23 protein-coding genes and 1 tRNA gene are annotated in these 24,611 nt (G+C 67.4%); 10 read left to right on the top strand and 14 right to left on the bottom strand.

Translation table 11 applies throughout. The features are described 5' to 3' along the window. Both ACLJPX_RS03995 and ACLJPX_RS03990 read left to right on the top strand, forming a co-directional pair. Positions 1–888 carry a carbohydrate ABC transporter permease gene (locus tag ACLJPX_RS03995; protein ID WP_410598773.1) on the top strand — a complete coding sequence of 296 codons (888 nt, stop codon included), beginning with the start codon at positions 1–3 and terminating at the stop codon, positions 886–888. Next, complete coding sequence (locus ACLJPX_RS03990) at positions 885–1,724, top strand: carbohydrate ABC transporter permease (protein ID WP_410598772.1); 840 nt, start codon at positions 885–887, stop codon at positions 1,722–1,724. Before ACLJPX_RS03995 ends, ACLJPX_RS03990 begins: the two co-directional genes overlap by 4 nt. 75 nt (positions 1,725–1,799) lie before the next feature. Here the strand turns inward: ACLJPX_RS03990 and ACLJPX_RS03985 are convergent, their stop codons facing one another. Further along, on the bottom strand, positions 1,800–3,437 hold the full coding sequence (locus tag ACLJPX_RS03985; protein WP_410598771.1) for an ABC-F family ATP-binding cassette domain-containing protein: 1,638 nt from the start codon (positions 3,435–3,437) through the stop codon (positions 1,800–1,802). A gap of 146 nt (positions 3,438–3,583) precedes the next feature. On the opposite strand from ACLJPX_RS03985, the gene ACLJPX_RS03980 reads away from it, so the two are divergent. After that, positions 3,584–4,474 carry a PaaX family transcriptional regulator C-terminal domain-containing protein gene (locus tag ACLJPX_RS03980; protein WP_410598770.1) on the top strand — a complete coding sequence of 297 codons (891 nt, stop codon included), beginning with the start codon at positions 3,584–3,586 and terminating at the stop codon, positions 4,472–4,474. Between the two features lie 34 nt (positions 4,475–4,508). Then, positions 4,509–5,288, top strand: coding sequence for an enoyl-CoA hydratase/isomerase family protein (locus ACLJPX_RS03975; RefSeq protein WP_410598769.1), 780 nt, complete (start codon positions 4,509–4,511; stop codon positions 5,286–5,288). Positions 5,289–5,292: 4 nt separating this feature from the next. On the opposite strand, the gene ACLJPX_RS03970 is transcribed toward ACLJPX_RS03975, so the two are convergent. Together ACLJPX_RS03970 and ACLJPX_RS03965 are read right to left on the bottom strand one after the other, a co-directional pair. Continuing rightward, positions 5,293–6,192: a CU044_5270 family protein gene (locus tag ACLJPX_RS03970; protein ID WP_410598768.1), complete on the bottom strand. Its 900-nt coding sequence runs from the start codon at positions 6,190–6,192 to the stop codon at positions 5,293–5,295. Then, positions 6,185–6,787: an RNA polymerase sigma factor gene (locus tag ACLJPX_RS03965; RefSeq protein WP_410598767.1), complete on the bottom strand. Its 603-nt coding sequence runs from the start codon at positions 6,785–6,787 to the stop codon at positions 6,185–6,187. Before ACLJPX_RS03965 ends, ACLJPX_RS03970 begins: the two co-directional genes overlap by 8 nt. Positions 6,788–7,055: 268 nt before the next feature. Here ACLJPX_RS03965 and ACLJPX_RS03960 point away from each other — a divergent pair, with 268 nt between their 5' ends. Next, entirely contained in the window at positions 7,056–9,224 is a 2,169-nt protein-coding gene (locus ACLJPX_RS03960; protein ID WP_410599089.1) for a glycosyl hydrolase family 18 protein, read from the top strand. Positions 9,225–9,268: 44 nt separating this feature from the next. On the opposite strand, the gene ACLJPX_RS03955 is transcribed toward ACLJPX_RS03960, so the two are convergent. Next, the gene (locus ACLJPX_RS03955; protein WP_410598766.1) at positions 9,269–9,976 is read right to left on the bottom strand and encodes an SDR family NAD(P)-dependent oxidoreductase; all 708 of its coding nucleotides are present in this window, start codon (positions 9,974–9,976) and stop codon (positions 9,269–9,271) included. Positions 9,977–10,018: 42 nt separating this feature from the next. Here ACLJPX_RS03955 and ACLJPX_RS03950 point away from each other — a divergent pair, with 42 nt between their 5' ends. The 4 genes from ACLJPX_RS03950 to ACLJPX_RS03935 all read left to right on the top strand — a co-directional run bounded on the left by ACLJPX_RS03950 (position 10,019) and on the right by ACLJPX_RS03935 (position 13,144). Then, complete coding sequence (locus ACLJPX_RS03950) at positions 10,019–11,044, top strand: lactonase family protein (RefSeq protein ID WP_410598765.1); 1,026 nt, start codon at positions 10,019–10,021, stop codon at positions 11,042–11,044. Positions 11,045–11,166: 122 nt separating this feature from the next. Next, on the top strand, positions 11,167–12,336 hold the full coding sequence (locus ACLJPX_RS03945) for an alginate lyase family protein (RefSeq protein WP_410598764.1): 1,170 nt from the start codon (positions 11,167–11,169) through the stop codon (positions 12,334–12,336). Between the two features lie 139 nt (positions 12,337–12,475). Continuing rightward, positions 12,476–12,549 (top strand) — tRNA-Pro (locus ACLJPX_RS03940). A gap of 154 nt (positions 12,550–12,703) precedes the next feature. Beyond that, positions 12,704–13,144: a hypothetical protein gene (locus ACLJPX_RS03935; RefSeq protein WP_410598763.1), complete on the top strand. Its 441-nt coding sequence runs from the start codon at positions 12,704–12,706 to the stop codon at positions 13,142–13,144. 60 nt (positions 13,145–13,204) lie between these two features. Here the strand turns inward: ACLJPX_RS03935 and ACLJPX_RS03930 are convergent, their stop codons facing one another. From ACLJPX_RS03930 to ACLJPX_RS03905, 6 genes are all read right to left on the bottom strand, one after another. Beyond that, positions 13,205–13,756 carry a S1 family peptidase gene (locus tag ACLJPX_RS03930; RefSeq protein ID WP_410598762.1) on the bottom strand — a complete coding sequence of 184 codons (552 nt, stop codon included), beginning with the start codon at positions 13,754–13,756 and terminating at the stop codon, positions 13,205–13,207. Positions 13,757–14,040: 284 nt separating this feature from the next. Beyond that, on the bottom strand, positions 14,041–14,466 hold the full coding sequence (locus ACLJPX_RS03925) for a VOC family protein (RefSeq protein ID WP_410598761.1): 426 nt from the start codon (positions 14,464–14,466) through the stop codon (positions 14,041–14,043). A 137-nt stretch (positions 14,467–14,603) separates the two neighbouring features. Beyond that, entirely contained in the window at positions 14,604–15,635 is a 1,032-nt protein-coding gene (locus ACLJPX_RS03920) for a hypothetical protein (RefSeq protein WP_410598760.1), read from the bottom strand. A gap of 17 nt (positions 15,636–15,652) precedes the next feature. Further along, positions 15,653–17,212: a discoidin domain-containing protein gene (locus tag ACLJPX_RS03915; RefSeq protein WP_410599088.1), complete on the bottom strand. Its 1,560-nt coding sequence runs from the start codon at positions 17,210–17,212 to the stop codon at positions 15,653–15,655. Between the two features lie 87 nt (positions 17,213–17,299). Next, positions 17,300–18,868: a discoidin domain-containing protein gene (locus ACLJPX_RS03910; RefSeq protein WP_410598759.1), complete on the bottom strand. Its 1,569-nt coding sequence runs from the start codon at positions 18,866–18,868 to the stop codon at positions 17,300–17,302. 215 nt (positions 18,869–19,083) lie between these two features. After that, complete coding sequence (locus ACLJPX_RS03905; RefSeq protein ID WP_410598758.1) at positions 19,084–19,344, bottom strand: hypothetical protein; 261 nt, start codon at positions 19,342–19,344, stop codon at positions 19,084–19,086. Positions 19,345–19,675: 331 nt separating this feature from the next. On the opposite strand from ACLJPX_RS03905, the gene ACLJPX_RS03900 reads away from it, so the two are divergent. Next, a complete protein-coding gene (locus ACLJPX_RS03900) occupies positions 19,676–20,254 on the top strand; it encodes a hypothetical protein (protein ID WP_410598757.1) in 579 nt (192 codons plus the stop codon). A gap of 21 nt (positions 20,255–20,275) precedes the next feature. Here ACLJPX_RS03900 and ACLJPX_RS03895 read toward each other — a convergent pair whose 3' ends face one another. The 4 genes from ACLJPX_RS03895 to ACLJPX_RS03880 form a co-directional block, all read right to left on the bottom strand. Continuing rightward, positions 20,276–20,875, bottom strand: a complete 600-nt coding sequence (locus ACLJPX_RS03895; RefSeq protein WP_410598756.1) for a TetR/AcrR family transcriptional regulator — start codon at positions 20,873–20,875, stop codon at positions 20,276–20,278. Positions 20,876–20,901: 26 nt separating this feature from the next. Next, positions 20,902–21,957 (bottom strand): hypothetical protein, encoded by a 1,056-nt coding sequence (locus tag ACLJPX_RS03890; protein WP_410598755.1) that lies wholly within the window; start codon positions 21,955–21,957, stop codon positions 20,902–20,904. After that, positions 21,954–23,408, bottom strand: a complete 1,455-nt coding sequence (locus ACLJPX_RS03885; RefSeq protein WP_410598754.1) for an FAD-dependent oxidoreductase — start codon at positions 23,406–23,408, stop codon at positions 21,954–21,956. The genes ACLJPX_RS03890 and ACLJPX_RS03885 overlap by 4 nt, the downstream gene beginning before the upstream one ends. An 85-nt stretch (positions 23,409–23,493) precedes the next feature. Next, a complete protein-coding gene (locus tag ACLJPX_RS03880) occupies positions 23,494–24,609 on the bottom strand; it encodes a serine hydrolase domain-containing protein (RefSeq protein WP_410598753.1) in 1,116 nt (371 codons plus the stop codon). Positions 24,610–24,611 lie beyond the last annotated feature (2 nt).

Below are 24,611 nucleotides of genomic sequence, written 5' to 3'. Positions count from 1 at the left end.
ATGCGGAGAAAACCGATCCTGCCGAGGGTGTGGCACTTCGCCTCGTTCGGCGCACCCGGTGTCCTCATCTATCTCTGCTTCGTCATGGCACCGATCCTCATCAGCTTCGGCTACAGCCTGACGAACCACAACCCGTTCAACCCGCCTTCGGAGTTCGTGGGTTTCGAGAACTACAAGCTGCTGTTCCAGGACGAGCAATTCCTGACCGCGCTCCGGGTCACCACGATCCTGACCGTGATCGTGGTGGTCGTGCCGAACGTGCTCGGTCTCGGCGTCGCGTTGCTGCTCGACCGGAAAGGCTGGCTGTACAACGCTTTGCGGAGCGTGTTCTTCACGCCCGTGATCCTCAGCTCGGTCGTGGTCAGCATCATCTGGACGAAACTGCTCGACGACCGGGGCCCGGTGAACGACTTCCTGCGCGCGATCGGTGTCGACCATCCGCCGGGCTGGTTGTCGGATCCGGATCTCGCGCTGTACTCGGTCGCGTCGATCGTGTGCTGGCAGATGCTGGGGTTCTGCGTGGTCGTGTACCTCGCGGGCCTGCAAGGCGTCCCGGCCGAACTGCTGGAGGCGGCGGAGATCGACGGCGCCGGGCCGGTCCGGCGGTTCCGCGCGGTGACCTGGCCGCTGCTCGCGCCGTCGTTGACGATCAACACGGTCGTCCTGCTGATCTCGGCGTTCAAGACCTACGACTACGTCAAGGTCGTCACCAACGGCGGGCCGGGCTCGGGGACCACCGCCACCATCGCGTTCAACGTCCTCGCCACCGGCCTCGACGCGAACCATGTCGGCTACGCGTCCGCGATGGCCGTGGTGATGCTGGTGATCGTGGCGGCGCTGACCACGATCGTGCTGCGGTTCCTGAGGCGGCGGGAGGTCGACCTGTGACCACAGTGGACGGTTCACGGCTTTCCTGGTTGCGCCCCACCGCGGCGATCCTGGTGAGCGCGATCTTCTTCGTGCCGCTGTACTACGTGCTCGTCAACGTCTTCAAACCCGGCGATCGGATCGCCCAGGAGCCGGCGTCGGTCCCGCTGCCACCGACGCTGACCAACCTCCACGCCGTGCTCACCCGGCCCGACGGCCTGTTCTGGGTGAGCCTGGCGAACAGCATGCTCGTCACCCTGCTCTCGATCATCGTGCTGACGGTGCTTTCGGCCATGCTCGGGCACTACCTGGCGCGCTCTGCCAAGCGATGGACCAAGGTGCTCGCGCTGATCCTGCTGGCGGGTTTGATGATCCCGCCGCAGGTGATCCTGATCCCGGTCACCGAAGTGCTCCGGCTGACCGGGATGATGGCGACGCTGCAAGGCCTGGTGCTGTTCAACGTCGGGTACTACGTGCCGTTCGGGGTCTTCGTGTTCACCGGGTTCATCCGCGGGGTTCCGGTGGAACTCGAAGAGGCCGCCCTGCTCGACGGGGCGAGCAGGGGGCAGGTGTTCTGGCGGATCGTGTTCCCGCTGCTGCGCCCGGCCACGGCGAGCGTCCTGATCTTCCTCGGGGTGTGGATCTGGAACGACTTCATCGACCCGCTGATCATCCTCGGCCCCAGCCAGGGGACCACGGTCACCACCGGGATCTACCGGTCGATCGGCCAGTACCAGGCCGATCTCGGCAGTGTGTTCGCGCTGATGTTCCTGGCGACCCTGCCGGTGCTGATCTTCTACCTGGCACTGCAGAAGCAGTTCGTGAAGGGACTCACCGGCGGCGCGACCAAGGGCTGACCGAGGTGGACCGCGTTTAGTCCTCTGGTTGCGGTAGTACGTGATGCCGACTACCGCAACCAGTCCTCTAGATGCTCAGAGTTCGGTGACCTTCCCGTCGGCCACTTCCAGCCGCCGCGTCGTCGCGACCGCGTCCAGCATCCGCCGGTCGTGCGTCACCAGCAGCAGCGTCCCGGGGTACTCCGCCAGTGCCGACTCCAGCTGCTCGATCGCGGGCAGGTCGAGGTGGTTGGTCGGCTCGTCGAGCACCAGCAGGTTGACGCCGCGCGCCTGCAGCAGCGCCAGCGCCGACCGCGTCCGCTCCCCCGGCGACAGCGTGGCCGCCGGCCGCAGGACGTGCGCGGCCTTCAGGCCGAACTTCGCCAGCAGAGTCCGCACGTCCGCGTCGGCGAGCTCCGGGACCTCGCGGGCGAAGGCCTCGACGAGCGGCAGGTCACCGAGGAACAGCTTCCGCGCCTGGTCGACCTCGCCGACCACGACACCGGAGCCGCGCGACGCGGCACCTTCGTCGACCACGATCCGGCCGAGCAGGGCGGCAAGCAGGGTCGACTTCCCGGCGCCGTTGGCCCCGGTGATCGCGACCTTGTCCGCCCAGTCGATCTGCAGGTCCACCGGACCGAGGGTGAACCCGTCCCGTCGCACCGTCGCACCGCGCAGGGTCGCCACGACCGCTCCCGCCCGGGGCGCGGCGGCGATCTCCATCCGCAGTTCCCACTCCTTGCGCGGTTCCTCGACGACGTCCAGGCGTTCGATCATGCGGTCCGTCTGGCGGGCCTTCGACGCCTGCTTCTCCGTCGCCTCGCTCCGGAACTTGCGGCCGACCTTGTCGTTGTCGGTGGCCTTGCGCCGGGCGTTCTTGACGCCCTTCTCCATCCACGAACGCTGCATCGCGCCACGGGCCTCGAGCGAAGCCCTGGTGTTCGCGTACTCGTCGTACTCCTCGCGCGCGTGCCGCCGCGCGACGGCGCGTTCCTCCAAATAGGACTCGTAACCGCCGCCGTAGGTCCGCACCTGTTGCTGGGCGAAGTCGAGTTCGACGACGCGGTCCACCGTGCGCGCGAGGAATTCCCGGTCGTGGCTGACCAGCACGGTCCCGGCGCGCAGCCCGGTGACGAACCGCTCGAGCCGCTCCAGCCCGTCGAGGTCGAGGTCGTTCGTCGGCTCGTCGAGCAGGAAGATGTCGTAGCGGCTCAGCAGCAGCGAGGCCATCCCCGCCCGCGCCGCCTGCCCGCCGGACAGCGACAGCATCGGCTGGTCGAGGTTGACCGTGAGCCCGAGGTCCGCGACGACCTCGGCCGCCCGGTCGTCCAGGTCGGCCCCGCCGAGCGCGAGCCAGCGATCGAGAGCGATCCCGTAGGCGTCGTCCGATCCGGATTCGCCCGCGGTCAGCGCCTCCGTGGCGGCGTCGAGCGCGGCTTGCGCGGCGGTGACGCCGGTGCGGCGCGAGAGGAACGCGCGGACGGATTCCCCCTCACGGCGGTCCGGCTCCTGCGGGAGGTGACCGACGGTGGCCGTCGGCGGGTTCAGCCGGACGCTTCCCTCTTCCGGCGGTACGAGGCCGCCGAGAGTCTTCAGCAGGGTCGACTTGCCCGCGCCGTTCACACCGACGAGACCGATCACTTCGCCCGGGGCGACGACCAGGTCGAGACCGGAGAAGAGAACACGGTCGCCGTGGCCGGCGGCGAGATCCTTGGCAACGAGTGTGGCGCTCATGAGATCAGTAAGTCTACGGGGACCGATTGAACGACTCGTGGTCCCTCGGAAGAGTGGCAAGTATCCAAGCGATCACGGAACGTGGGTAACCTGGTTGTTCTTCTGGACCCGAACGAATCCCCGAGCATTGAGGTCGGTGACAGCAAATGGCGGACTCCGCCACCCCGGTCCCCGTCGTCCACCAGCAGAAAGGCGGTGCCCGAAGGCCGACGATGAGCAGGCGGCGGGAAGTCAGTCATGCCAGCGCGCGATCGCTGCTGATGACGATCCTCGGCGAGTACGTCCTGCCTCGTGACCAGGCGATCTGGACGTCCACGCTGGTCGAAGCGCTGCGAGTGCTCGACATCGAAGAGAAGTCCGCGCGGCAGGCGCTGGCCCGGTCCTCCGCCGAGGGCTGGGTCGTCTCCGAACGGGTCGGACGAAGAGTGCGCTGGTCTCTCACCCCACCAGGCAGGCGCCTCATGACCGAGGGCGCGGAACGGATATACGCCTTCGGCAACGAAGAGAAGGACTGGGACGGCCGCTGGCTGATGTTGATCGTCTCGGTCCCCGAAGCGAAGCGGGATCTCCGGCACCGGCTGCGCACCCGCCTGACCTGGGCCGGGTTCGGTTCGCCGGTGGCGGGCGTCTGGGTCAGCCCGGATCTCAGCCGCCAGCGGGAGGCCCAGCAGATCGTGCAGGAACTCGGCCTCGACGCGCAGGCGATGTCGTTCACCGCCGCGTACGGCGACGTCGGCGACCAAGAGACGATGGTCGCGCGGTCCTGGGATCTCAGCGACCTCAAAGACCGTTACGAGGACTTCATCGACCGCTTCACCGGCACCCACCCCTCCGGTGAACACGGCATCCTGCGCGCGCAGACCGAACTCGTCCACGAATGGCGCAGCTTCCCGTTCCTCGATCCCCGTCTTCCGCTAAAACTGCTCCCCGACGGTTGGAGCGGCGTGCGCGCGGCGGACCTTTTCCACCGGCAGCACGTCGAATGGCGACCAGAAGCACAGGCCCAATGGGACGAACTCGCGGACGCCTCCGGCTAGGGTCACGGAAAACGATCTACGGAGGGACCCCGCCTTGGCCACCTCGATCCACCTCGACCGCGAGGACGACGTCGCCGTCCTGACCATCGCTTCGCCGCCTCTGAACCTCTACACCGCGGTACTCCAGCAGGAATTGGGCGAGGCGATCGGCGATCTGGAGGCCACCCCGCCGCGGGCGGCGATCATCCGGGCCGAGGGCAAGATCGTCAGCGGCGGAGTCGACGTCTCCCTGTTCGACGCCCAGTCCTCCGCGGCCGAGGCGAAGGTGCTCTTCGACGAGATGCTGGCGATCCCCGACCGGATCGCCGCACTCCCGTTCCCCACCGTGTTCGCCGCCCACGGCCTGTGCCTGACCTGGGCCTTCGAGGTCGCTGTCGCCTGCGACATCATCCTCGCGACCGAGAAGGCCAAGTTCGGGCTCGTCGAACGGGTCGTCGGCCTGACGCCGACCATGGGCGGAACCCAGCGGCTCGCCGCCCGCGCCGGTGTCGGCCGCGCGAAAGAGTTCGTGATGACCGGCGCGACCTATGACGCCGCGACCCTCGAACGCTGGAACGTGGTGAACCGCGTGCTCCCGGCGGACGGTTTCGACGAGGCCGTCCGCGCTTTCACGGACGACCTCGCGCAGGGGCCGACCAGGGCGCACGCGGCCACCAAGAAGGTCCTCGAACACTACGAGCACGGCGGCGTCGCCGAGGCGAACGAGCACATCACGACGATCGCCGCCGGGCTCTTCGACACTGAGGACCTGCGCGGCGCGGTGAAGTCGTTCCTCGCCGACGGCCCCGGCAAGGCGACCTTCACCGGCCGCTGATCCGCTACGGCCGCTGACCGACCGCGTCCACCACACCGGACGCGGTCGCGGCGGTCGAATTCGTGCCCAGGTACTGGAAAGTGTCCGCGGCGAAGACGATCACGACCGGTTTCGCCACCTTGGGGTCGTCATGCGGCCCGAGCGGCCAGGTGATGCCGACACCGGGCCTGCCCGCCGCGTCCTTGGTGTGGTCGACGGCGCGAAGCCCGGGAACCTTGGCCGCCGCGCCGTACAGGGCCGCCCGGACGGCGGGCGGAAGGTGGTTTTCGTTCGCCAGCGCGAGGACGTCCTTGCCCAGCGCGTTGTAGTCGCCCTTCTCGCCGCTGTGGTCGGCGTTGAGGTAGGCGAACATCGCGTCCGCGTCGGTGGGGAGATCCGCCCGGTAGCCGGGCCGTGGCGTGCACGGCTCCGTGACACCCTCGATCGGCTCCTCGCCCTTGTACGCCTGCGCCTGCCCGTTCCGGCAGCCCGGAAGCGGGAAGGAACTTCCGTCCGCCCTCCTGATCATCCCGTCGCGGGTACCGTCCGCCGAAATCCACGATTCCCGCTCACCGTCGGGCTGCTTGGTCTTCGTGTAGACGAACTGGTCCGGTTTCGGCGGTGTGTCCGGTGTCTTCAGCGCGGCCGCGGCGGCACTGCGCAGCACGGCCTCGGGGTCCGCCGTGGCCGCGGGCGGTTCCAGGCCGGCCGGGGTGAGCGCCACGACGGCGGTGATGGCCGCGGCCAGACCTGCCGCTCCCACCCCGGTCCAGACCCAGCGCCGCCGTTTCTTCAGCGGCACCACGTTTTCCGTCTCGGCGGCGGCGATCTCGGCCATCAAGCGCGCGCGGGCCGGGCCGAGTACGCCGGATTCCGCGAGGGGCACCGAGTCCGTCCGCTCGGCGATCAGCTTCAGTTCATCCATGGTTGGCGATCTCCTTCGAAGTCGTGATGTCCGGGCGCCCCAGTGCTTCCCGGACCTTCCGGCGCGCGCGATTCAGCCGCGAGCGGACGGTGCCGAGCGGGATGTCCAGCGCGGCGGCCACTTCCTCGTAACTCAGGCCTTCCGCCGCGAACAGCGTGAGCGTGTCCCGGTCGCCGTCCGCGAGTTCCGCCAGCGCGGAGTCCAGCAGTTTCCCCATCGCCTCGGCCGTCACCTGATCCGCGACACGCTCGGCGTGCCCTTCCTCGTCGGGTGGCGGGCCGAGAGCCTCCCGGAGCTTCAGCTCCCTGACCTCGTCACGACGCCTCTGCGCCACGAGGTTGGTCGCGATCCCGTAGAGCCAAGGCCGGGCCTCGCGGCGCTCGGTGTCGTACCCCTCGCGTTTGCGGAACGCCACCAGGAACGTCTCCCCCAGCGCGTCCTCCGCGGCGGCCGGGCCGACGCGTCTGACCAGGTAGCGGTGGATGTGCGCGGCATGCCGGTCGAAGATCGCGGAGAACCACTCAGGCGCGGTCACCGACCTCGCGATCAGTTCCGCGTCGTCCCAGTCCCCCGGATCCGCCCCAGATGAACTCATGAACCGCCCTTCGCCGTCAGTCAGTGTCACTTGTTGTCCGCATGCGGGGCCGAACAGGTTCACGACCGACGAATCGGTCTAGACCTTTTATGCGAGCCGCGCTACATTCAAGTGTGGTCTAGACCACACGCGCCAGTTTCAGCACAGGTCAGTCTCGCCGCCTCTTTTGGAGAGAACCGCCATGAGACGCACCAGAAAACGACTACTCAGCGCACTCACCGTGACACTCCTCGCAGCCGGGCTCCTCGTGGCCGCGGGTACTCCGGCGATGGCGGCGGGCCGCCTCCGCGCCGCCTTCACCTTGACCGGGACCACCGGCGAGTACACCGTCACGAACCCCAGCAGCGAAACCGTCGCCGACTGGTCCATCACCTTCACCGTCCCCGCCGGCGTGACCGCGACGAGCGGTTCCAACGCCACTGTTTCCCAGTCGGGCAACCAGGTCACCCTCGTCCCGGCGTACTACATCAAATCCCTCGCGCCGGGCCGTTCGACCTACCCGTACAGCCCGTCGTTCCGGCTCAGCACGGCGGTCAACCCGACCACGTGCCGGATCGACGACGCCAACTGTGACGGTTCGGGCGACGCCCCGCCGTCGACCCCGGCCAACCTCCGCCTCGTGGCCAAGACGACCACGACCGCCGCGCTGGCCTGGAACGCGGCGGCACCGGGTTCGCTGCCCGTCACCGGCTACGACGTCTACCAGGGCACCACACTGGCGGCGTCGGTCACCGGCACCGAAGCACGGATCACCGGGCTGACGCCGAACACGGCCTACAGCTTCACCGTCGTCGCCAAGGACCGGAAGGACGCCAAGTCCCCGCCCACCCCGGCGCTCGCGGTGACCACCAACAACCCGGGCGACGACACCCAGGCACCGACGGCGCCGTCGAACCTCCGCTCGACCGCGGTCACGTCGAGCTCGGTCTCCCTGGCGTGGAACGCGTCCACCGACAACACCGGCGTCGTCTCCTACGACGTCTACCGCGGCGCGGACCTCGTCACCACGGTGGCCGGGACGACCGCGACGGTGAGCGGGCTTTCACCGTCCACTTCGTACTCTTTCACGGTCAAAGCCCGTGACGGGTACGACAACGTCTCCGCCGCGAGCGCCGCCGTCAGCGCTCGCACCGGCGACATCGTGAACGGGTACGCCCGGGTCGGCTACTTCGTCCAGTGGGGTATCTACGGCCGCCAGTTCTTCGTCAAGAACCTGGTGACCAACGGATCCGCGAGCAAGCTGACGCATCTGCTGTATGCCTTCGGGAACATCGACCCGGTCAACCACACCTGCCTTTCGGGTGTCACCAAGGGAACGACGTCCAATCCCCAGGACCCGAACCAGGGCGACGGCGCGGGCGACGCGGAAGCCGACTACTCACGGCCGATGTCCGCCGCCCAGTCCGTCGACGGCGTCGGCGACACCGGCTGGGAAACGTTGCGCGGCAACTTCAACCAGCTCAAGAAGCTCAAGGTCAAGAACCCGAATCTGAAGGTTCTCATCTCCTTGGGCGGCTGGACCTACTCGAAGTACTTCTCCGACGTCGCGGCCACCCCCGCGTCACGGCAGAAGTTCGTCGCGTCGTGCATCGACACCTACCTGAAGGGGAACATCAAGGCGTACGGCGGGGCCGGCGGGCCGGGAACGGCCGCGGGCATCTTCGACGGCATCGACATCGACTGGGAGTGGCCGGGCAGTCCGGACGGGCACCCCGGAAACCACTGGAGCGCCAACGACAAGACGAACCTGACGGCCCTGCTGGCCGAGTTCCGCACACAGATGGACGCCTACGGCGCCACCACCGGCAAGCGGTACGAACTGCAGGCGTTCACCCCCGCCGACCCGGCGAAGGTGAGCGGTGGCTGGGAGATCCCGAAGATCTTCGACTACCTCGACGTCGCCAACGTGCAGGGCTACGACTTCCACGGCTCGGGCAGCGACAACTCGTGGGAGCCGAACCGCACCGGCCATCAGGGCAACCTCTACGCCGACGCGGACGACCCGTACAACTTCAAGTTCAGTGTGGAGTCGGCGATCAACGCCTACACCAACGCCGGGGCCAATCCACGGAAACTGACCCTCGGGCTCGCCTTCTACGGGCGAGGATGGCAAGGGGTCGCGGACGGCGGCAAGAAGGGCGAATGGCAGAGCGCGACCGGAGCCGCGCCAGGCCAGTTCCCCGAGGAAGCAGGTACTCGTGGCTACGCGAATCTCTTGGCCAGTGTCCCGAACTGCACCGTCCAGCACGACACCGCGGCCGTGGCCACGGCGTGCTACACGGGCAACGGCGGGCAATGGTGGACCTTCGACGACGCCTGGTCCATCCAGCAGAAGGTCGCCTGGCTCAAGACCAGAGGACTGCTCGGAGTCATGGCATGGGAGATGTCGGGTGACACCGGATCCCTCATGACCACAGTGGACAACTCACTGAAGTAACGGTTCCCGGGGTGCCGGTGTTTCGTCACCGGCACCCCGGGCTCCTAGATCGAGTCCTTGGTCGCAGACCAGCCGCCGTCCACCACCAGCTGCGTCCCGGTGACGAAGGAGGCCGCCGGCGAGGCCAGGAAAGCGATCACTTCGGCGACCTCGGCGGGATCTCCGAGCCTTCCCGCAGGGGTGGCCCGGACGGTGCGGGCGTGATCGGCCTCGGACACGCGGTCCCACGCAGGGGTGAAGATCGGACCGGGCAGCACCGAGTTCACGCGGACGTCAGGCGCGTACTCCACGGCCAGCTGACGGCCGAGCGCGACCAAAGCTCCCTTGCTCGCCGCGTACGCGGGCCTCCCGGGCAACCCGATCAGGGCGTGCACCGAGGAGACCAGCACGATCGACCCCCGACGCTCCCGCAACGACGGCAGGCAGGCCTTGGCGCCGAGGTAGGCGCCCGCGAGGTTGACGTCCAGCTGGCGGTCCCAGTCCTTCCGGCCGAGCTCGTGCAGTGGCGCCATCACGGCGGTGAACGCGTTGCTGACCAGGACATCGACTCCGCCGCAGGTCTGCTCGGCGAGGTCCACGGCTCGCTGCCAGGTGTCTTCGTCGGACACATCGCCGACGACGCTGTGTTCCGCCCCGGGTTGCTCGCTGATGTCCACGCCGACGACGGTGTGGCCGGCCGCGGCCAGGCGGGCGACGGTGGCCGCGCCGATACCGGACGCCGCTCCCGAAACGATCGCACAGGATGTGGTCAAAAGGGATTCACCTCCACCTCGGGTTGCTGCACAGTGTGCCTGGTGACTCCTGCGAACGACGACCGGACACTGCTCATCGTCGGCTCCTACACCGCCGCGAGCAACGGCGATGGCGAAGGCATCGGCACCTTCTGGCGCGACAGGCGGACCGGGCGACTGACCCCGGCGGGCTCGCTCGAACTGGACTCGCCGAGCTGGCTGACCCCGCACCCGACGCTGCCGGTGCTCTACGCCGCGAACGAAACGGCCGAAGGCGCGATCACCACCGTGGCGGTCGGCGAGGACGGCACCCTCGAGGCCCTGAACTCGCTCCCGACCGGCGGGGCCGATCCGTGCCACCTGGGGATCACTCCCGATGGCCGCTTCCTGGTGTGCGCGAACTACAGCGGCGGCAGCCTGGCCGCGTTCGCGCTGGGGCCCGACGGCGTTCCCACCGTGCGCACAGCGCTGGTCCAGCACGAGGGCACCGGACCCGACACGGAGCGGCAGGAAGCCGCACACGTGCACATGGCCGTGGTCGACGAGACCGGGACGCTGGTCAGCGCGGTCGACCTGGGCACCGACGAGATCCGCAGCTACCGCCTCGGCGAGGAAGGCGAACTGATCCCCGTCTCGGTGTCGGCGCTGCCCGCCGGGACCGGCCCCCGGCAGCTGGTCCGGCGCCCGGGCACGAACCACGCTTACGTCGTCGGCGAACTGGCCGCCTCGCTGGTGACAATGCGCGAAGAACCGCCAGGCACGTTCTCCGTGGAGAACTCGATCCCCGCGACGCTCGAGCCCGGCGGCGAGAACCTCCCAGGACAGCTCGTTCTGCACGGCGATCGGCTCCTCATGTCGAACCGGGGCCCCGAAACGATCACGGAGTTCGCTTTCGACGGTGTCCTCCCGAAGGCCGTCGCCGATCACGGGACCGGCGAATGGCCGCGGCATTTCTCCGTTGTCGGCGAGCATTGTTATGTCGCGTCGCAGAGTGAGCACGTGGTCCAGGCCTACGAACTCGCGACCTGGCGCTTGATCGGCAGCTATCCGATCGGAAGCCCGGCATTCGTCGGTCCTTGGCGGCACTGATTCCGATCAGCGGGAACTCCTTTCTTTTGAGGGCGAATTAAGGTCTTGACGCAACTGGTTCAGACCATGACACTGAATCACGCGCCGCCGGTGACCTGGCTCACACCCGCCCGAGGAGAACCATGTCCCTACCGAGGAAACTGCTCGCCCTGACCACGCTCGTCCCGTTGGCACTGGGCCTTCTCAGCGCCCCTGCGCAAGCGGCACCGGCCACGTTCACCCACCCCGGCGTACTGGTCAGCCGCCCGCAACTGGACTTCGTGCGCACCAAGGTCCAGGCCGGCGCGCAACCGTGGAAACAGGCGTACGACGCGATGATGTCGAGCTCGTACGCCTCATTGTCCCGGTCACCGAAACCGCGCGCCGTCGTCGAATGCGGCCCCTATTCGAACCCGAATCTCGGCTGTACCGATGAACGGCAAGACGCGATCGCCGCGTATTCCCTCTCCCTCGCCTGGTACATCACACGCGACGCGAAATACGCGACGAAGGCGATCGAGATCATGGATGCCTGGTCCGCGGTCTTGAAGGACCACACGAACAGCAACGCTCCCCTGCAATCGGCATGGTCGGCCTCCTCATGGCCGCGCGCGGCGGAGATCATCAAGCACACCTACACCGGCTGGCCGAATTCCGGCCGCTTCGGCACCATGCTCCGGAACGTGTACCTGCCCGAGGTGATCAACGGCAGTCACAGCAACGGAAACTGGGAACTCAGCATGACCGAGGCCGCGATCGGCATCTCGGTGTTCCTCGACGACAAGGCGAGCTACGACAAGGCCGTCGCGAAGTTCCGCACCCGCGTCCCCGCCTACCTCTACCTGACCAGCGACGGCGCGCTCCCGAAGACCGCGCCCGGCAGCGGCCTGGACACCCGCGACAAGATCGTGAAGTACTGGCAAGGCCAGACGACGTTCGTCAACGGCCTCTCGCAGGAGACCTGCCGCGACTTCACCCACACCGGCTACGGCCTCGCCGCCATCGCGAACTTCGCCGAAACCAGCCGCATCCAGGGCCAGGACCTCTACCCCGAAATCGCCGACCGCCTCCGCGAAGGCCTCGGCTTCCACGCGAAGTACCAGATGGGCGCGGCCGTCCCGTCGTGGCTCTGTGGCGGCAGCCTGAAGCTCGGCCTCGGCCCGATCACCGAGGTCGGCTACAACCACCTCCACACGCGCCTCGGGCACACCATGAGCAACACCGAGGCCCTCACCCTGCGCCAGCGCCCGGCGGGCACCAACAGCCTGTTCGTCTCCTGGCAGACCCTCACGCACGCCGACAACCCACAGTGACTCCGTGAGGGCCGCCCGATTGCGGCAGGGCGGCCCTCACGGTCCGTTTTCCCAGCTCAGACACACAGTGACCCCTGGTTGCAAGGCCCTGTTCGGGACCCGCTAAAGTACTCACATCGCACTCCACGGAGTACGGGTCCGGGCTGTGGCGCAGTTTGGTAGCGCACTTGACTGGGGGTCAAGGGGTCGCAGGTTCGAATCCTGTCAGCCCGACCGGAAGACGAAGCCCCTGGTTTGTACCTGAGGTACAAACCAGGGGCTCTTTCTTTTTCAGGGCCGATAGTCTTGGGTTGAAGTCCCTCGGCGCAGAAAAGGCAGTCCCCCGCGAGACTCCTTCGAGCTCGGGCCCGATGTCAGGGAGATAGCCATGCGTAACGAGGCCATGCGGCAACTGGACGTCCTGGTCGGCTCGTGGCGGACAACGCTGTGCAACGCCTGGTTCCTGGACCCCGCCGACCAGGAGGTGCCTGGTTCAGCGACGGTCGAGTGGCTCGGTGACGCGTTCGTGGTTCTCCGCTGGACCATGGGTGACGACGACAAGGCCGCGAGCGAGATGGTCCTGGTTCTCGGCCGTAGCGACGCCCGCGACACCTACACAGCCCTCTACCACGACGAGCGAGGTGTCTGCCGGGTCTTCGCCATGACTTTCGACGGCACACGCTGGCACCTGGATCGCCAGGACCCCGACATGCACCAACGCTTCATCGCGGACGTCCAACCAGACCGGATCACCGCACGCTGGGAAGCATCCGAAGACCACGGATCCACCTGGCGCAAGGACTTCGACCTCATCTTCGAACGGATCTAGCGACGCACAGCGCGGAAGCCACGGCAAGCCCGTCCCGGATCTCTCTCCCGGGCATGCCTCTCAGGCCAGGGTGGCGCCGTAGGCGGCGAGCACGGACCGTAGTGGCTGGAAGAAGCTGACTTGACTGTTCCCGCCGGACAGCACTCCGTAGCCGACGCCGCCAGCGAACAACGGGCCGCCGCTATCACCGCTCTCGATCGGGATGTCGGTCGCGATCGTCCCGATGACCTGCTTGCCCTTGCCGTAGTTCACGGTCTGGTTGAGGCCGAGGACCTTCCCGCACGTCTTCTTCGTCGCCATGCCGCTTTTGCACACCGTTTGCCCCACCTGCGGGATGCCCGCCCGCAGGATCCGCTGGGTGCCGCCGTCGTAGAGGTTGACCCGGCTGTGCCCGGAGCCGGAGAGGTCCCGGACACGGCCGTAATCGGTCACCGGGAAGTGCGTGTCCACGTTGGGGCCGATGCCTTGCCAGTCGAGCCCGTGTTCGGTGCAATGCCCGGCCGTGAGGATGTACCGGACGCCCTTGACGAGGATCGCGAACCCCGCTGAGCAATAGTACGGTTCACGACCGGGTCCCGGCGAGACGGTGTACATCGCATCACCGCTCTTCACCGCCGGCTGTTGGGCCGCAACGACCGCAGACGGAGCCGCGGAAACGACCGGGGCGGCAACCAAGATGGCCGCAGCCGCGGAAATCAGCACGCCGGCCTGCTTACGGCGTGAGCAGCCAAACATGGTCATGTCCTTCCGTCCACAGGAGACTGGATACCTGTGACCAGTCCAGTGCCGCACGGCCTGCGGCACAACCGGAGTCAGCCTGACGAGTGATCAAAAGCCATCGGGGCGAAAGAAGAAACTCCCTGTGCCGGCCGGACAGCGGGACCGGGAATTCCGGGCTACAGGTCGAACTCCCCCGGCGCGAGGCTGCGTGCCAGGCAGAACTCGTTTCCTTCCGGGTCGGCCAGTACCACCCAGGACCGACCGTTTCCCTGTCCCACATCCGTCTTGGACGCACCGAGCGCGAGCAACCGCTCCAGTTCGGTCTGCTGGTCGCTGTCGATCGGGCAGACCTCGAAGTGCAGCCGGTTCTTGACGATGGTCTTGGCCTCGGGAACACGGACGAAGACCATGCTCGGCACAGCGGGCCCGCCACGCAACGCGGCCAACCGCTGTTCATCCGGCTCCTCCGGATCGGGCCCGATCTCGACCGCGGCACCGTTCTTGTCCGCATAAACGACGTACCCCAGAACGTCGCACCAGAAATCCGCCAGCCGCCGCGGATCCACACTGTCGATGGTCACCCATTCGAACCGACTCGTCATGCACAATGCCTTTCCCTTTTGGATATCCCGGGTTCACCCTATCCATGAACCTCGGTCCGGAAGGCATCTTGAGGATGGCGGCCTCACTCCGCCATCAGTGCTTAGCGACCCTCTTCTTCCAACGCGCGAATTCCGGGCTACCGAGCGCCAACGGTGACCGACGGCGATGACGCCAGGGGAACCAGCAGCCGCGCCCCTCCCGTGCCGTCGGCGGGCACGGACCAGATGTCGCTTTCCTTGCCGCTCCCCCGCGGCAGGCTGTAGGCGATCGTGTCCTTGTCGAGCCAGACCACCTGGTCGTCCACGCTGCGCGTCTCCGCGAGCGGGGTCTCCCGCATCGTGGTCAGGTCCAGCACGTGCTCGCGCCAGGGCCGGACATCGCCATCCGCCACGCGCTTTTTGAACGCCAGTTTCGTGCCGTCCGGTGACAGCGACGGGCACTCCGCGTTCTCCCGCAGGGTGCGCGCCTTCCACGCCTCGTTGTCGCCCTGCACCAGGAATGTCCGCCCGCCGGTGGCGACCGTGGCGAAGAACGTCCGCTCGTCGGGGGCGAAGGTGACACCCCAGTAGTTGACGTCCTCGCCGCGGTGCTGCTCGTCTCCGATCCGCAGCGGGATGCCCTCGATGTTGCTCGACAGCTCGTTCCGCTCGCGGTCCATGATGGCCGTCCGGGTCGAGAAGGTGCCGGGTTTCGAGTAGGAGTCGCCGGTGACGAACGTGGTCCAGCTGCCCATCCGGCCGGCGGGCGAAAGCTTGGCGCGGTTGGGGATCCCGGGGACGTCCACCCGCTTGACCTCGCCTAGCGCGGCGTCGACGAACCGGGCGACCGCGCCGGCCATCGGCGTGGGTTCTTTCGCCAGGCACAGGCCGCCGTCCGCCGCGGTGTAGAACCGCTCACAAGCGAGCGAACTGATTCGTCGCGGACTCCCTGGTTCGAAGACGGGGACCGAAGCGACGTTGCCGTATCCCGGCCCCGGAGCACCGTTGCGGAACAGCAGCCTTCCTGGCTCCCCCAGCAGAACGGGTTGTGCGGAATCCACCTCGATCGCCACGTCGGCCGTCTGCCGCTCGGGGCTGTTCGCCTTGGCCTGCACCACGTACACCACCGAGGCGGCGGCGAGTGCGACGACACCCGCCACTGCCACGACGAACTTCACCGGAAGCTTCACGCCGTCTCCTTTTCCCGTCACCGGCAGCGGTACGGGCCTGCTTTGTCGAGCAGTTCCCCGTTGGTGCCGATGATCTCCCAGGAATAGGTCTTCCCCTTGAGCACCAGCTTCATCACCCCGTGCTTGCCCAAGATCTTCTCGACACCTTCACGGGCCTTATAGTCGAGATAAAGGCTGTCGCCGCCGATCCCGGCGATGACCGACCGCACGCCGTTGGCCTCGTCGACATGCCCGTTGACGTCCAGGGGCTTCGTCCGCTCGTAGTGGTGATCGTGCCCGGCGAAGACGACGTCCGCCTTCGCTTTGGCCAGCTCGTTCCACAGCGGCGCGATGCTCTTCGCGTCTCCGGCGTTCCCGGAATTGAACCGCGGATGATGCCAATATCCGACGACACAGGACTTCTTGGTCCTCGCGAGGTCCTTGCGCAGCCACGCCACCTGTTCGGCACCGCCGCCGTTGTACACCGGGTCCGAATCCAGGGCGACGAAATGGAAGGCACCGACGTCGAAGCTGTAGTACGGCTTTCCCTTGGGTGTCGCGATCTTCCCGAAGTACTGCTTGTATCCCGCCAGATCGTTGTTCCACTCGTGGTTGCCCGGCGTGGGTTTGGTGATCCGCTTGAACTTGCCCCAGGTCTTGTCGTAATAGGACCGGAACTCCTCGATGGTGCCGTCGACGTACTGGTTGTCGCCGACCGTCAGCACGTACCGGGGTTTGATCTTGCTCACCAGCTCCGCCGTCCGCTGGTGCTCCGACGGCAGCTCCGCTTTCGCGATGTCACCGGCGAGGGCGATGACGATGCCATCGGACGCCGAAGGCCGGGTCGATGCCTTCACCGGCGAGGTCGATCCGGACAGGTTCCCCGCCGCGTCCCGTGCCCGCACCGCGTACTGGAAGTCGAAACCCGACGCCAGTGACGTGTCGGTGTAGGAGGTCGTCGCCGACCGGCCGATGACGTTGCCGTTGCGCAGCACCTCGTACTCGACGACACCGACGTTGTCGTTCGCCGGGTTCCAGCCGAGCGTGATGCTCTCGGTGGTGGACGACTTCTGCCGGAGCCCGGTCGGCACCGACGGCGGCTGGATGTCGCCGTCGCCGGTCCGGACGCCGTAGACCTCCAGTTCCCACAGCGAGTATCCGTACTCGGTCGCCCGTGCGGTGCCGAAGATCCGGACGTGCCTCGCGGAGGTGTTCAGGCCGGCGAACTCGTCGAGGCCGCCGTCGCTGCCCACGACGGCCTTGACGTCTCGCCAGGTCTGGCCGTCGTCGGATGCCTGGACCTGGTAGTCCTTCGCGTGGGCCGATTCCCAGAAGATCTTGACCCGGCTGATGTTCGCGGGACCGCCGAGGTCGACCGCGATCCACTGTGGATCGCCCTCCAGGCTCGCCCAGCGGGTCGTCGAATCACCGTCGACGGCGAGCGCGCCGCCGAAACTCTCGTTCTCGACCGTGGACGTGGTGGTGCGTTTGTTGACCGACAGCAGTGATTCCACCGGTCCGGCCGGGGCGCTGGACGCGGTCACGGGCTGAGCGAGCAGGACGATCGCCGCGATCGCGGCGATGCCCGGCTTCACCATTCGATTCACCTGTACTCCTGGATGGGCCTACGTCGTCGTGGACAGCAAGCCGGATCCGGTGCCGCGTACGGCACCGGACCGCGGCCGTCAGCGGCAGGTGTACGGACCCGCCTTGTCGAGCACCTTCCCGGCGGTGTCGTAGATCTCCCAGGAATACGACTTTCCGTTCAGCACCAGCTTCATCACGCCGTGCTTGGCGAGGATCTTCTCGACCCCTTCGCGCGCCTTGTAGTCGGTGTAGAGGTAGTCGCCACCGATGCCGGCGATCACCGACCGCACGCCGTTCGCCTCGTCGACGTGCCCATTGACGTCCAAGGGCTTCGTCCGCTCGTAATGATGGTCGTGCCCGGTGAACACCACGTCCGCCTTCGCCTTGGCCAGCTCGTTCCACAGCGGCGCCATCTGCTTCTTGTCACCGGAGTTCCCCGAGTTGAAGCGCGGGTGGTGCCAGTACCCGATGACACAGGACTTGGTGTTCTTCGCCAGGTCTTCGCGCAGCCAGGCCACCTGTTCGGAACCACCGCCGGTGTAGATCGGGTTCGAGTCCATCGCGACGAAGTGGAAGTCACCGATGTCGTAGCTGTAGTACGGCAAGCCCTTCGGGTACGCGATCGCGCCGAAGTACTCCTTGTATCCCTTGAGCTGGTCGTCCCACTCGTGGTTGCCCGTCGTGGGTTTGGTGATGCTCTTGAACTTGCCCCACGTCTTGTCGTAGTGGGCGCGGTACTCGGAGATGGTGCCCTTGTGGTACTGGTTGTCGCCCACGGTCAGCACGTACTGCGGGTTGATCCTGGCGACCTGGTTCGCCGTTCCCTGGTGCGTGGAGAAGAGTTCGGGGTTGGCGATGTCACCCGCCAGCGCGATGGTGACGGCGCCGGTGCCCCCGGGTTTGGTCGCGGCCCTGATCACCGGGCTTGCCGCGGAGACGTTGCCCGCCGCGTCCCGTGCTCGCACGGAGTAGCCGAACTCAGCTCCGGACGCCAGCCCGCTGTCGGTGTAGGTGGTCGCCGCCGTGGTCCCGACGACGGTCCCGTCGCGCAGCACCTCGTACTCGGTGACCCCGACGTTGTCGGTCGCCGCGGTCCAGCCGAGGGTGACGCTGTCCGCGGTGGTGGCCGTCGCGGCGAGGCCCGTGGGCACCGTCGGCGCCTGCGTGTCGCCGCCGCCGACGCGGTCGCCGTAGACCTCCAGCTCCCACAACGAGTAGCCGTAGGTCGTGCCGCGGGCCGTACCGTGAACGCGGAGGTGGCGCGCGGACGCGTTGAGGCCCGGGTGTTCGTCGACGGCGCCGTCACCGCCGGTGACCGACTTGATGTCGGTCCACGTCCTGCCGTCGGCCGAGCCCTGGATCTTGTAAGTCTTGGCGTAGGCGGCTTCCCAGGTCAGTTTGACCTTGGTGATGGTCGCGGCGCTGCCGAGGTCCACGGCGATCCACTGCGGATCGACCGCCTCCTCGCTCGCCCACCTGGTCGTGGCGCTCCCGTCGACGGCGTTGGCGCCCTCGAAGCCGGAACCCTCGACCGACGAGGTCGTGGTCGGTTTGCCCGCGGACAGCAGAGATTCCGCTTGTGCGGCGGTACCCGAAGAGATCAGTGTCTGCCCCAGCAAGGCCAGGGTCGCCACCGCGACACCGGCCAGGGGTGTTCTCCGTTTCATGCGAACTCCTCGACGTTGCGGAGTCGCGAGTACCGGCGTGGGCGGCGTCGGGTCGGCCGGAGTCGCTTCGTTAAGTAAGTTTCCTAACGATCGCAGTGTAAAAGGTTCTTAAACTCCCAGTCAACGGGTGATCGCGCGGTGTCCGGCACCATTTGGTGGCAAGGTCACCGCGCGATCACCCGGGTCATGCCCGGTCAGCAGTTGACCTTGTAGAACTAGGTCGGGTTGTACAGCCGGATCCACTCACCGGGGTTGTAGGACTCGCCGCGGAAGATGACCTTGCACTTGGTCGACCGGACGCAGTCGGTGTCCTTCCAGTAGTTGTTCGAGTCATCGCCGGACTTGAGCGTCCGCCGGTGGTCGCCGGACAGGTTGTCGCAGTTCCAGTGGGACTTGGCGTCCCGCTCGATCTGCAGGCTCGCCCACCCGCAGGCCGGCCGCGGTCGTCGCCGCGACCAGCCCGATCCGTTTCGCAACACTGTCAGCCCAGACGACCCCGTGCCCAGTGCCCGTGTCGCGAAAGCCACTTTCGGGACATCAGACGTCGCGAAAGTGGCTTTCGCGACACCAGGGACGGCGGCCGCGCAGAACACCCGAGTCACGCTCCGGCCAGGTGAGTTGTGGGGGTGGTGACTTGGGGAAGAGACAAGGGGGCGTGTCTGGTCGGGTTGGTCGTGAGTGGCGATTCCCTGCCTGATAAGGCAGAAGTCGCCGCCCCTAAGTCGCCATTCAGGACGTTTCAAGCCGCCTGTCGAAATGTAAATTCGACTCGTACTCCGAATCACTGCGTACAGGGGGCTGACAAGAATGCCGAAACACCAGAGGACCCGCAGGCTGCTCAGACGATTGCTGGCGACCGCCACGGCACTGACGCTACTGACGTCCCTCGGCACCGGGACCGCGCACGCCGGAGTGATGCAGTTCCAGGACGGCTTCGAAGTCGATCCAGCGGCGAAATGGGCCATCTTCGGCAGCCACTCGCCTGCCGGCGGCTTCAACATCAACATGCCTGCCAACGCTCGCAGCGGCAACAACTCCGGCTGGCTCGGCGCCCAGCCGGGTGGCTGGTCGGTCCAGCAGATCGAGGTCCGCACCGGCTCGGTTTCCGGCATGCCGGAAACGAACTGCGCAGCCGCCGTCTGGATACAACCGCTGGTCATTCGCCAGGAAGTGGCGATCGAGATCTGGGACCTCTTCGGGACCATGCTCTACCGGAAATCGGCCATGTACGCGGGGAGCCAGAATTACCAGCAGCTGTACACGGATCGATGGAATCTGAACGGCAGGACCTCGGTGCTCGTCCGAACCGTCGACTACGGCACCACGGGACAGGGTGGAACGATCCGGCTGGACGATCTGCTCTTCCAGTGCTATTTCAACGGCTGAATTCCGCTTCAGCGAGCCGGGTCAGCCGCCCAGCGACGGCCCGACCCAGCGACGAACGAGCGAGCGCAACTCCGCATCGGTGTGCGCAGGCTCTGAGGGATACTGCAGGAACGACAGGAACAGCCGCATCAGCATCTCGGCGAGCCCTTCGAAGTCCTCATCGGACTCGACACCCGCCGCGGTCCAATCGACCGGCACGTTCCGCAGGATCCTCGCGCCGAGGGCGAAGGACTGCGACGACGTGACAGCCACGGTGAAGACGTCGGCTTCGCCCGCCTTCAGCAGCAGTCCCAGGTACGGCTCGTCGGGAACCGCCCGGACGCCGAACACCACGGATTCCACGGCGACCTCGGCGGCGGTGCCGAACGTGGCCAGGTGCCGCTCCATCCGCCCGGCGAACTCCTCGACGCGGTCCAGCGCGACAGCGCCGAGGATGTCGGCCAGGCTCGCGAAGTAGCGGTAGACGGTCTGCCGGGTGATGCCGGCCTCCGCGGCGACGTCGGAGAGGCTGGTCTTGGCGAGGCCGACGCGGTCGATGCAGGCCGTCGCCGCCTCGACGATCCGGCGGCGCGCCTCGCGCTCGGTCCCGGGCGGGTTGCCCTGCCATCCATGGTGCCCCATGACCCCATCTTCCCCGAAGGAGAAGCTCAGACGGCGGCAGGTGCCTCGCGCCGCACGCGGTACAGCGCGGCGAGCATCAGCCCGGCGCCGAGGAAGCAGGCGAGCGCGTAGAGGCCACTGCCGATCGGGGTGCCGTCCTCGGCGGAGAGGAAGGAAGGCAGGGCGCCGAGCCAGAACACGGCCATGACGCCCAGGTAGACGGCGGGATAGAACCTGGCGAAGACCGACAGGGGTTCACCAGGGCCTCGATGCCGGACGAAGATCCACGTGCCTGCCAGCCACAGCAGAGCCAGTTCGGCGCCGAGCACCCAGGCCTGCGCGGTGATGTTCCCGCCGACGAGGTTCGACGGGATGCCGGCGATCGCCATGGTCAGCGGGGTGAGCACACCGGCCAGCAGGATGCGCGCCGCGAGCGGCCATCCGCGCCGCGTGCCGGTCAGGCGCACGACGAGGTAGGTCATCGCCCCCATCGAGACGGAGGCGAAGAGCAGCATGCTGTTCATGGGCACCGCGGCCAGCGCGGGCTGGTTGACGATCCGGTTGTTCCCGTTCCAGGCCCACCATTTCAGCTGGGGCCCGAGGTGGTCGAAGACCTCGTAGAACACCTGACAGGCGAAAGCGACCGCCACCGATCCGATCAGCGCGCCGCGGGCGCGGAAGATCCCGAGTGACCGTACGAGCTCGTAGGCGAGCTGGCTGATCATCGGATAGAACGCCACGATGTAGAGCGGCAGCCGATCCGCCATGAACTGCACGCTGAACCGGTTGTGGGCGAAGATGAATCCGTACTGCCGCTCGAGCCCGAACCACTCCGGGAAGTACAACGGCGGCTCGATGACGAAGAGGTACACCAGGGACGCGCACCACAGCGCCAGGTTGACCGGATCGCCCGCGCGGTGACGGCGGATCGCGTGCACCAGCGCGAAGACGGCGCCGCCGATGACGAGCAGTTCCAGCAGCGGCATCGTCCAGTGAGCCGCTTCCCACGGAGGGCGGATCGAGAACCAGGGCGAAACGTCGTGGCAGTCGAACCCGAGCCCGCGGGTGACGGCCTCCGCGTCCGGCCCGCAGACGGCGCTCATCGGGATGCCGGTGAGTAGTCCGTGACCGGCGGCTCGGCCCGGGCGTCGAAGTCGAAGGGAACCCGGTGCCGCCCCAGCGCGGCGCGGATCCGGTACCGCACGAGCCCCGCGAGCACCCGAGGGTTGGTCATCATGTCGCGCAGTGACTCGTCGAGGTTGAACACCTTCGCGAAGTGCTCGTCGACCACGTCGTCCTCGCGGGCCGCGCCGACGATGAGCCGGAACGCCGGGCCGGACACCGCCGCGAGGAGACGTCGCTTCCACTCCCCCGCTTTCTCGGTACCCACCGCACAGGCGTATCCCTGGTCCCTCGCCATCGCCAGGCTCCAGGGCACGGCGAGCAGTTTCCGCTGCGCGGCCAGGAAACGGGCGGAGAATCGCACGTCGAGACGATCCGCGCGGGCGAGGTGCCGTCGCAGCAGCAGCGCCGAACCCGCGGCGGAACTGATTCCCTGCGCGTAGAACGGGTTGAACGCGCAGATCGAGTCACCGACGAACGCCAGGCGCCCCGGCGGGGTGCGGAGACGGTCGTAGCGACGCCATTTGTTGCCGGTCGACCGGGTCAGGTGCACCTCCGACGTCGGGGTGGACCGGTCCATCGCGGCCGCGAACAACGGTGCCCGCACCCGGCGGGCCGACTCGACGAACGCCTCGGTGGTGCGTGGCATCTCGAGTCCCCACGAGCCCATGCACGCGATGACGCGGTTCTCTTCGATGGGGAAGAAGTTGACCAGGAACTCGTGTTCGGCGGGATGCGCGCCCTTGTCGGGGGTCGGCATGATCACCAGGTGCCGCCACCACCAGGACGCGGGCCGCTCGTCGCGGGACGGCAGGTCGTACCAGCGCGAGGTGTAGGTGACCTTGGCATCGAGGGTCCGCACCTCGGGCTCGGGCCATCCGGCGGCCGCCAGCCAGGCGCCGACCGAGGAGCCCCGGCCCATCGCGTCCACCACGAAATCGGCGCCGACGTGCTCATCGCCGTCGCGTGTGGAGAACCCGACCTTGGTGACGTCGCCGTCCCGGGTGGTCAGCCCGCTCACCGTCACGCCTTCGCGGATCACGACACCGGGCAGGGCACGGACCTTGTCGCGCAGCACGCGCTCGATGAGGATCCGCGAGCTGTAGATCATCGTCATCGCGCTGCGTTTCCGCGCCGACCAGCCCGCCCCGTCGAGATAGGCGGCGTCCATGGACGGCATGAGATGCAGTCCCCCGGCGGCGATGAGGTCGTCCTCGAACCCGGGGAACAGCTCGCCGATCGCGCGGCGGCCCGAGTTCAGCAGGAAATGCGGGTGTTTGCTCTGCGGCACTCCGCGCCGGTGTTCGGCCTCGGCGGGCAGTTCGTCCCGTTCGAGCACCAGGACTTGGTCGAAGTAGGGGGCGAGTGCGCCCGCGGTGCAAAGGCCGGCGGCACTGCCACCGAGGACGACAGCGGTCTTGCCGAGTCGCATGCGGATCAGCTCCCAGCGTCATTCATACAAAGTGACAACGCCTGTATGAATGTATGAACGACGCCGGGAGCTGTCAAGACACCGGTCAGCGGATGTCGCGGACGAGGTCACCGATGGCGACGTCGACGTCCTGCCACTTGTACTCGTCCGTGTTGATCAGGAAGGTCACGGACCGCTGGCCGTCCTCGGTGACGGCGTTCCTGAACTCGTGGCCGCTCGGCATCCCGCCGCTGTGCCCCCAGGTCACGAGACCCGGCGTGAGCTCGTAGCGCTCGACGCCCAGGCCGTAGCCCTCGCCCGAGCCGTCGTCGACGGTCTTCTTCATCTCGGCGAGCTGGGCGGGCGCCAGCAGTTTCCCGGTCAGCAGCGCGTTCCAGAAGACGGTCGCGTCGGCGCCGGTCGAGATCAGCGCTCCCGACGCGTCGGCGTCGGACGTGTTCCATTCCGTCCTGTCCGCCAAGGCCCCGTCCCTGACCACGTAGCTCCGCAGTTCCGGCTTGGGGAGCGTGGTCCGGTCGCCGGGCCAGCTGGTGCCGCACAGGCCGAGGGGCCTGATGATCCGCTGGGTGATCTCGGTGCCGATGCTGCGGCCGGTCACCTTCGTGACGATCATGCCCGCCAGGTTGTAGTTGGTGTTGGAGTAGGCGAAGCCCGACGGGGCCCGGTCGTCGGGCGGGGGCAGGGCCAGCGCCTGCCGGACCGTCTGCAGGGGCTCGATGTGATCCCAGCGGTGCGCTTCCTCGTCTTCCCAGAACGGCGCGTCGAGGAAGTCGGGCAGGCGGCTCGTCTGCTGGAGGAGCTGCCGGACCGTGATCTTGCGCCCGTCGTAGTCCTTGGTGCGGATGAGTTTCGGGAAGAAATCCTCGACGGTGTCGTCGAGGTCGATCCTGCCTTCGCCGACGAGCTGGAGGACGACCGTGGCCGTCCAGGTCTTGGTGTTGCTGCCGATCCGGCTGTGTTCGCCGCCGGTGACCTTGCGGCCCGTCGCCCGGTCGGCGACACCGACGCCGCCGGTCCACACCCCGCAGCGCGGGCTTTTCACCGTTACGGAGACCCCGGGGATACCGGCCTTCTTCAGTAATCCCAACGCGGTCTGGATGGGTTGGGTGTCGCATCGTGGCGCCGCGGACGACGAGACGGGCACCGCCACCAAGGAAGCCGTGACCGCCAAGGTTGCGGCGACAGTGGTCCAACCTCGCATGA

The sequence above is a fragment of the Amycolatopsis sp. lyj-90 genome (assembly GCF_046549035.1).
Taxonomy (GTDB): Bacteria; Actinomycetota; Actinomycetes; order Mycobacteriales; family Pseudonocardiaceae; genus Amycolatopsis.
Note: the sequence above shows the minus strand (reverse complement) of the source record. Positions and strands in the feature narration are given on the sequence as shown.

Coding starts and splice junctions, on each gene's coding strand:
- ACLJPX_RS03925 (WP_410598761.1), bottom strand. CDS start 14,466: ATGACGAGTCGGTTCGAATGGGTGACCATCGACAGTGTGGATCCGCGG.
- ACLJPX_RS03915 (WP_410599088.1), bottom strand. CDS start 17,212: ATGGTGAAGCCGGGCATCGCCGCGATCGCGGCGATCGTCCTGCTCGCT.
- ACLJPX_RS03885 (WP_410598754.1), bottom strand. CDS start 23,408: ATGCGACTCGGCAAGACCGCTGTCGTCCTCGGTGGCAGTGCCGCCGGC.
- ACLJPX_RS03890 (WP_410598755.1), bottom strand. CDS start 21,957: ATGAGCGCCGTCTGCGGGCCGGACGCGGAGGCCGTCACCCGCGGGCTC.
- ACLJPX_RS03970 (WP_410598768.1), bottom strand. CDS start 6,192: ATGGATGAACTGAAGCTGATCGCCGAGCGGACGGACTCGGTGCCCCTC.
- ACLJPX_RS03945 (WP_410598764.1), top strand. CDS start 11,167: ATGTCCCTACCGAGGAAACTGCTCGCCCTGACCACGCTCGTCCCGTTG.
- ACLJPX_RS03910 (WP_410598759.1), bottom strand. CDS start 18,868: ATGAAACGGAGAACACCCCTGGCCGGTGTCGCGGTGGCGACCCTGGCC.
- ACLJPX_RS03965 (WP_410598767.1), bottom strand. CDS start 6,787: ATGAGTTCATCTGGGGCGGATCCGGGGGACTGGGACGACGCGGAACTG.
- ACLJPX_RS03995 (WP_410598773.1), top strand. CDS start 1: ATGCGGAGAAAACCGATCCTGCCGAGGGTGTGGCACTTCGCCTCGTTC.
- ACLJPX_RS03935 (WP_410598763.1), top strand. CDS start 12,704: ATGCGTAACGAGGCCATGCGGCAACTGGACGTCCTGGTCGGCTCGTGG.
- ACLJPX_RS03880 (WP_410598753.1), bottom strand. CDS start 24,609: ATGCGAGGTTGGACCACTGTCGCCGCAACCTTGGCGGTCACGGCTTCC.
- ACLJPX_RS03985 (WP_410598771.1), bottom strand. CDS start 3,437: ATGAGCGCCACACTCGTTGCCAAGGATCTCGCCGCCGGCCACGGCGAC.
- ACLJPX_RS03960 (WP_410599089.1), top strand. CDS start 7,056: ATGGCGGCGGGCCGCCTCCGCGCCGCCTTCACCTTGACCGGGACCACC.
- ACLJPX_RS03980 (WP_410598770.1), top strand. CDS start 3,584: ATGGCGGACTCCGCCACCCCGGTCCCCGTCGTCCACCAGCAGAAAGGC.
- ACLJPX_RS03900 (WP_410598757.1), top strand. CDS start 19,676: ATGCCGAAACACCAGAGGACCCGCAGGCTGCTCAGACGATTGCTGGCG.
- ACLJPX_RS03895 (WP_410598756.1), bottom strand. CDS start 20,875: ATGGGGCACCATGGATGGCAGGGCAACCCGCCCGGGACCGAGCGCGAG.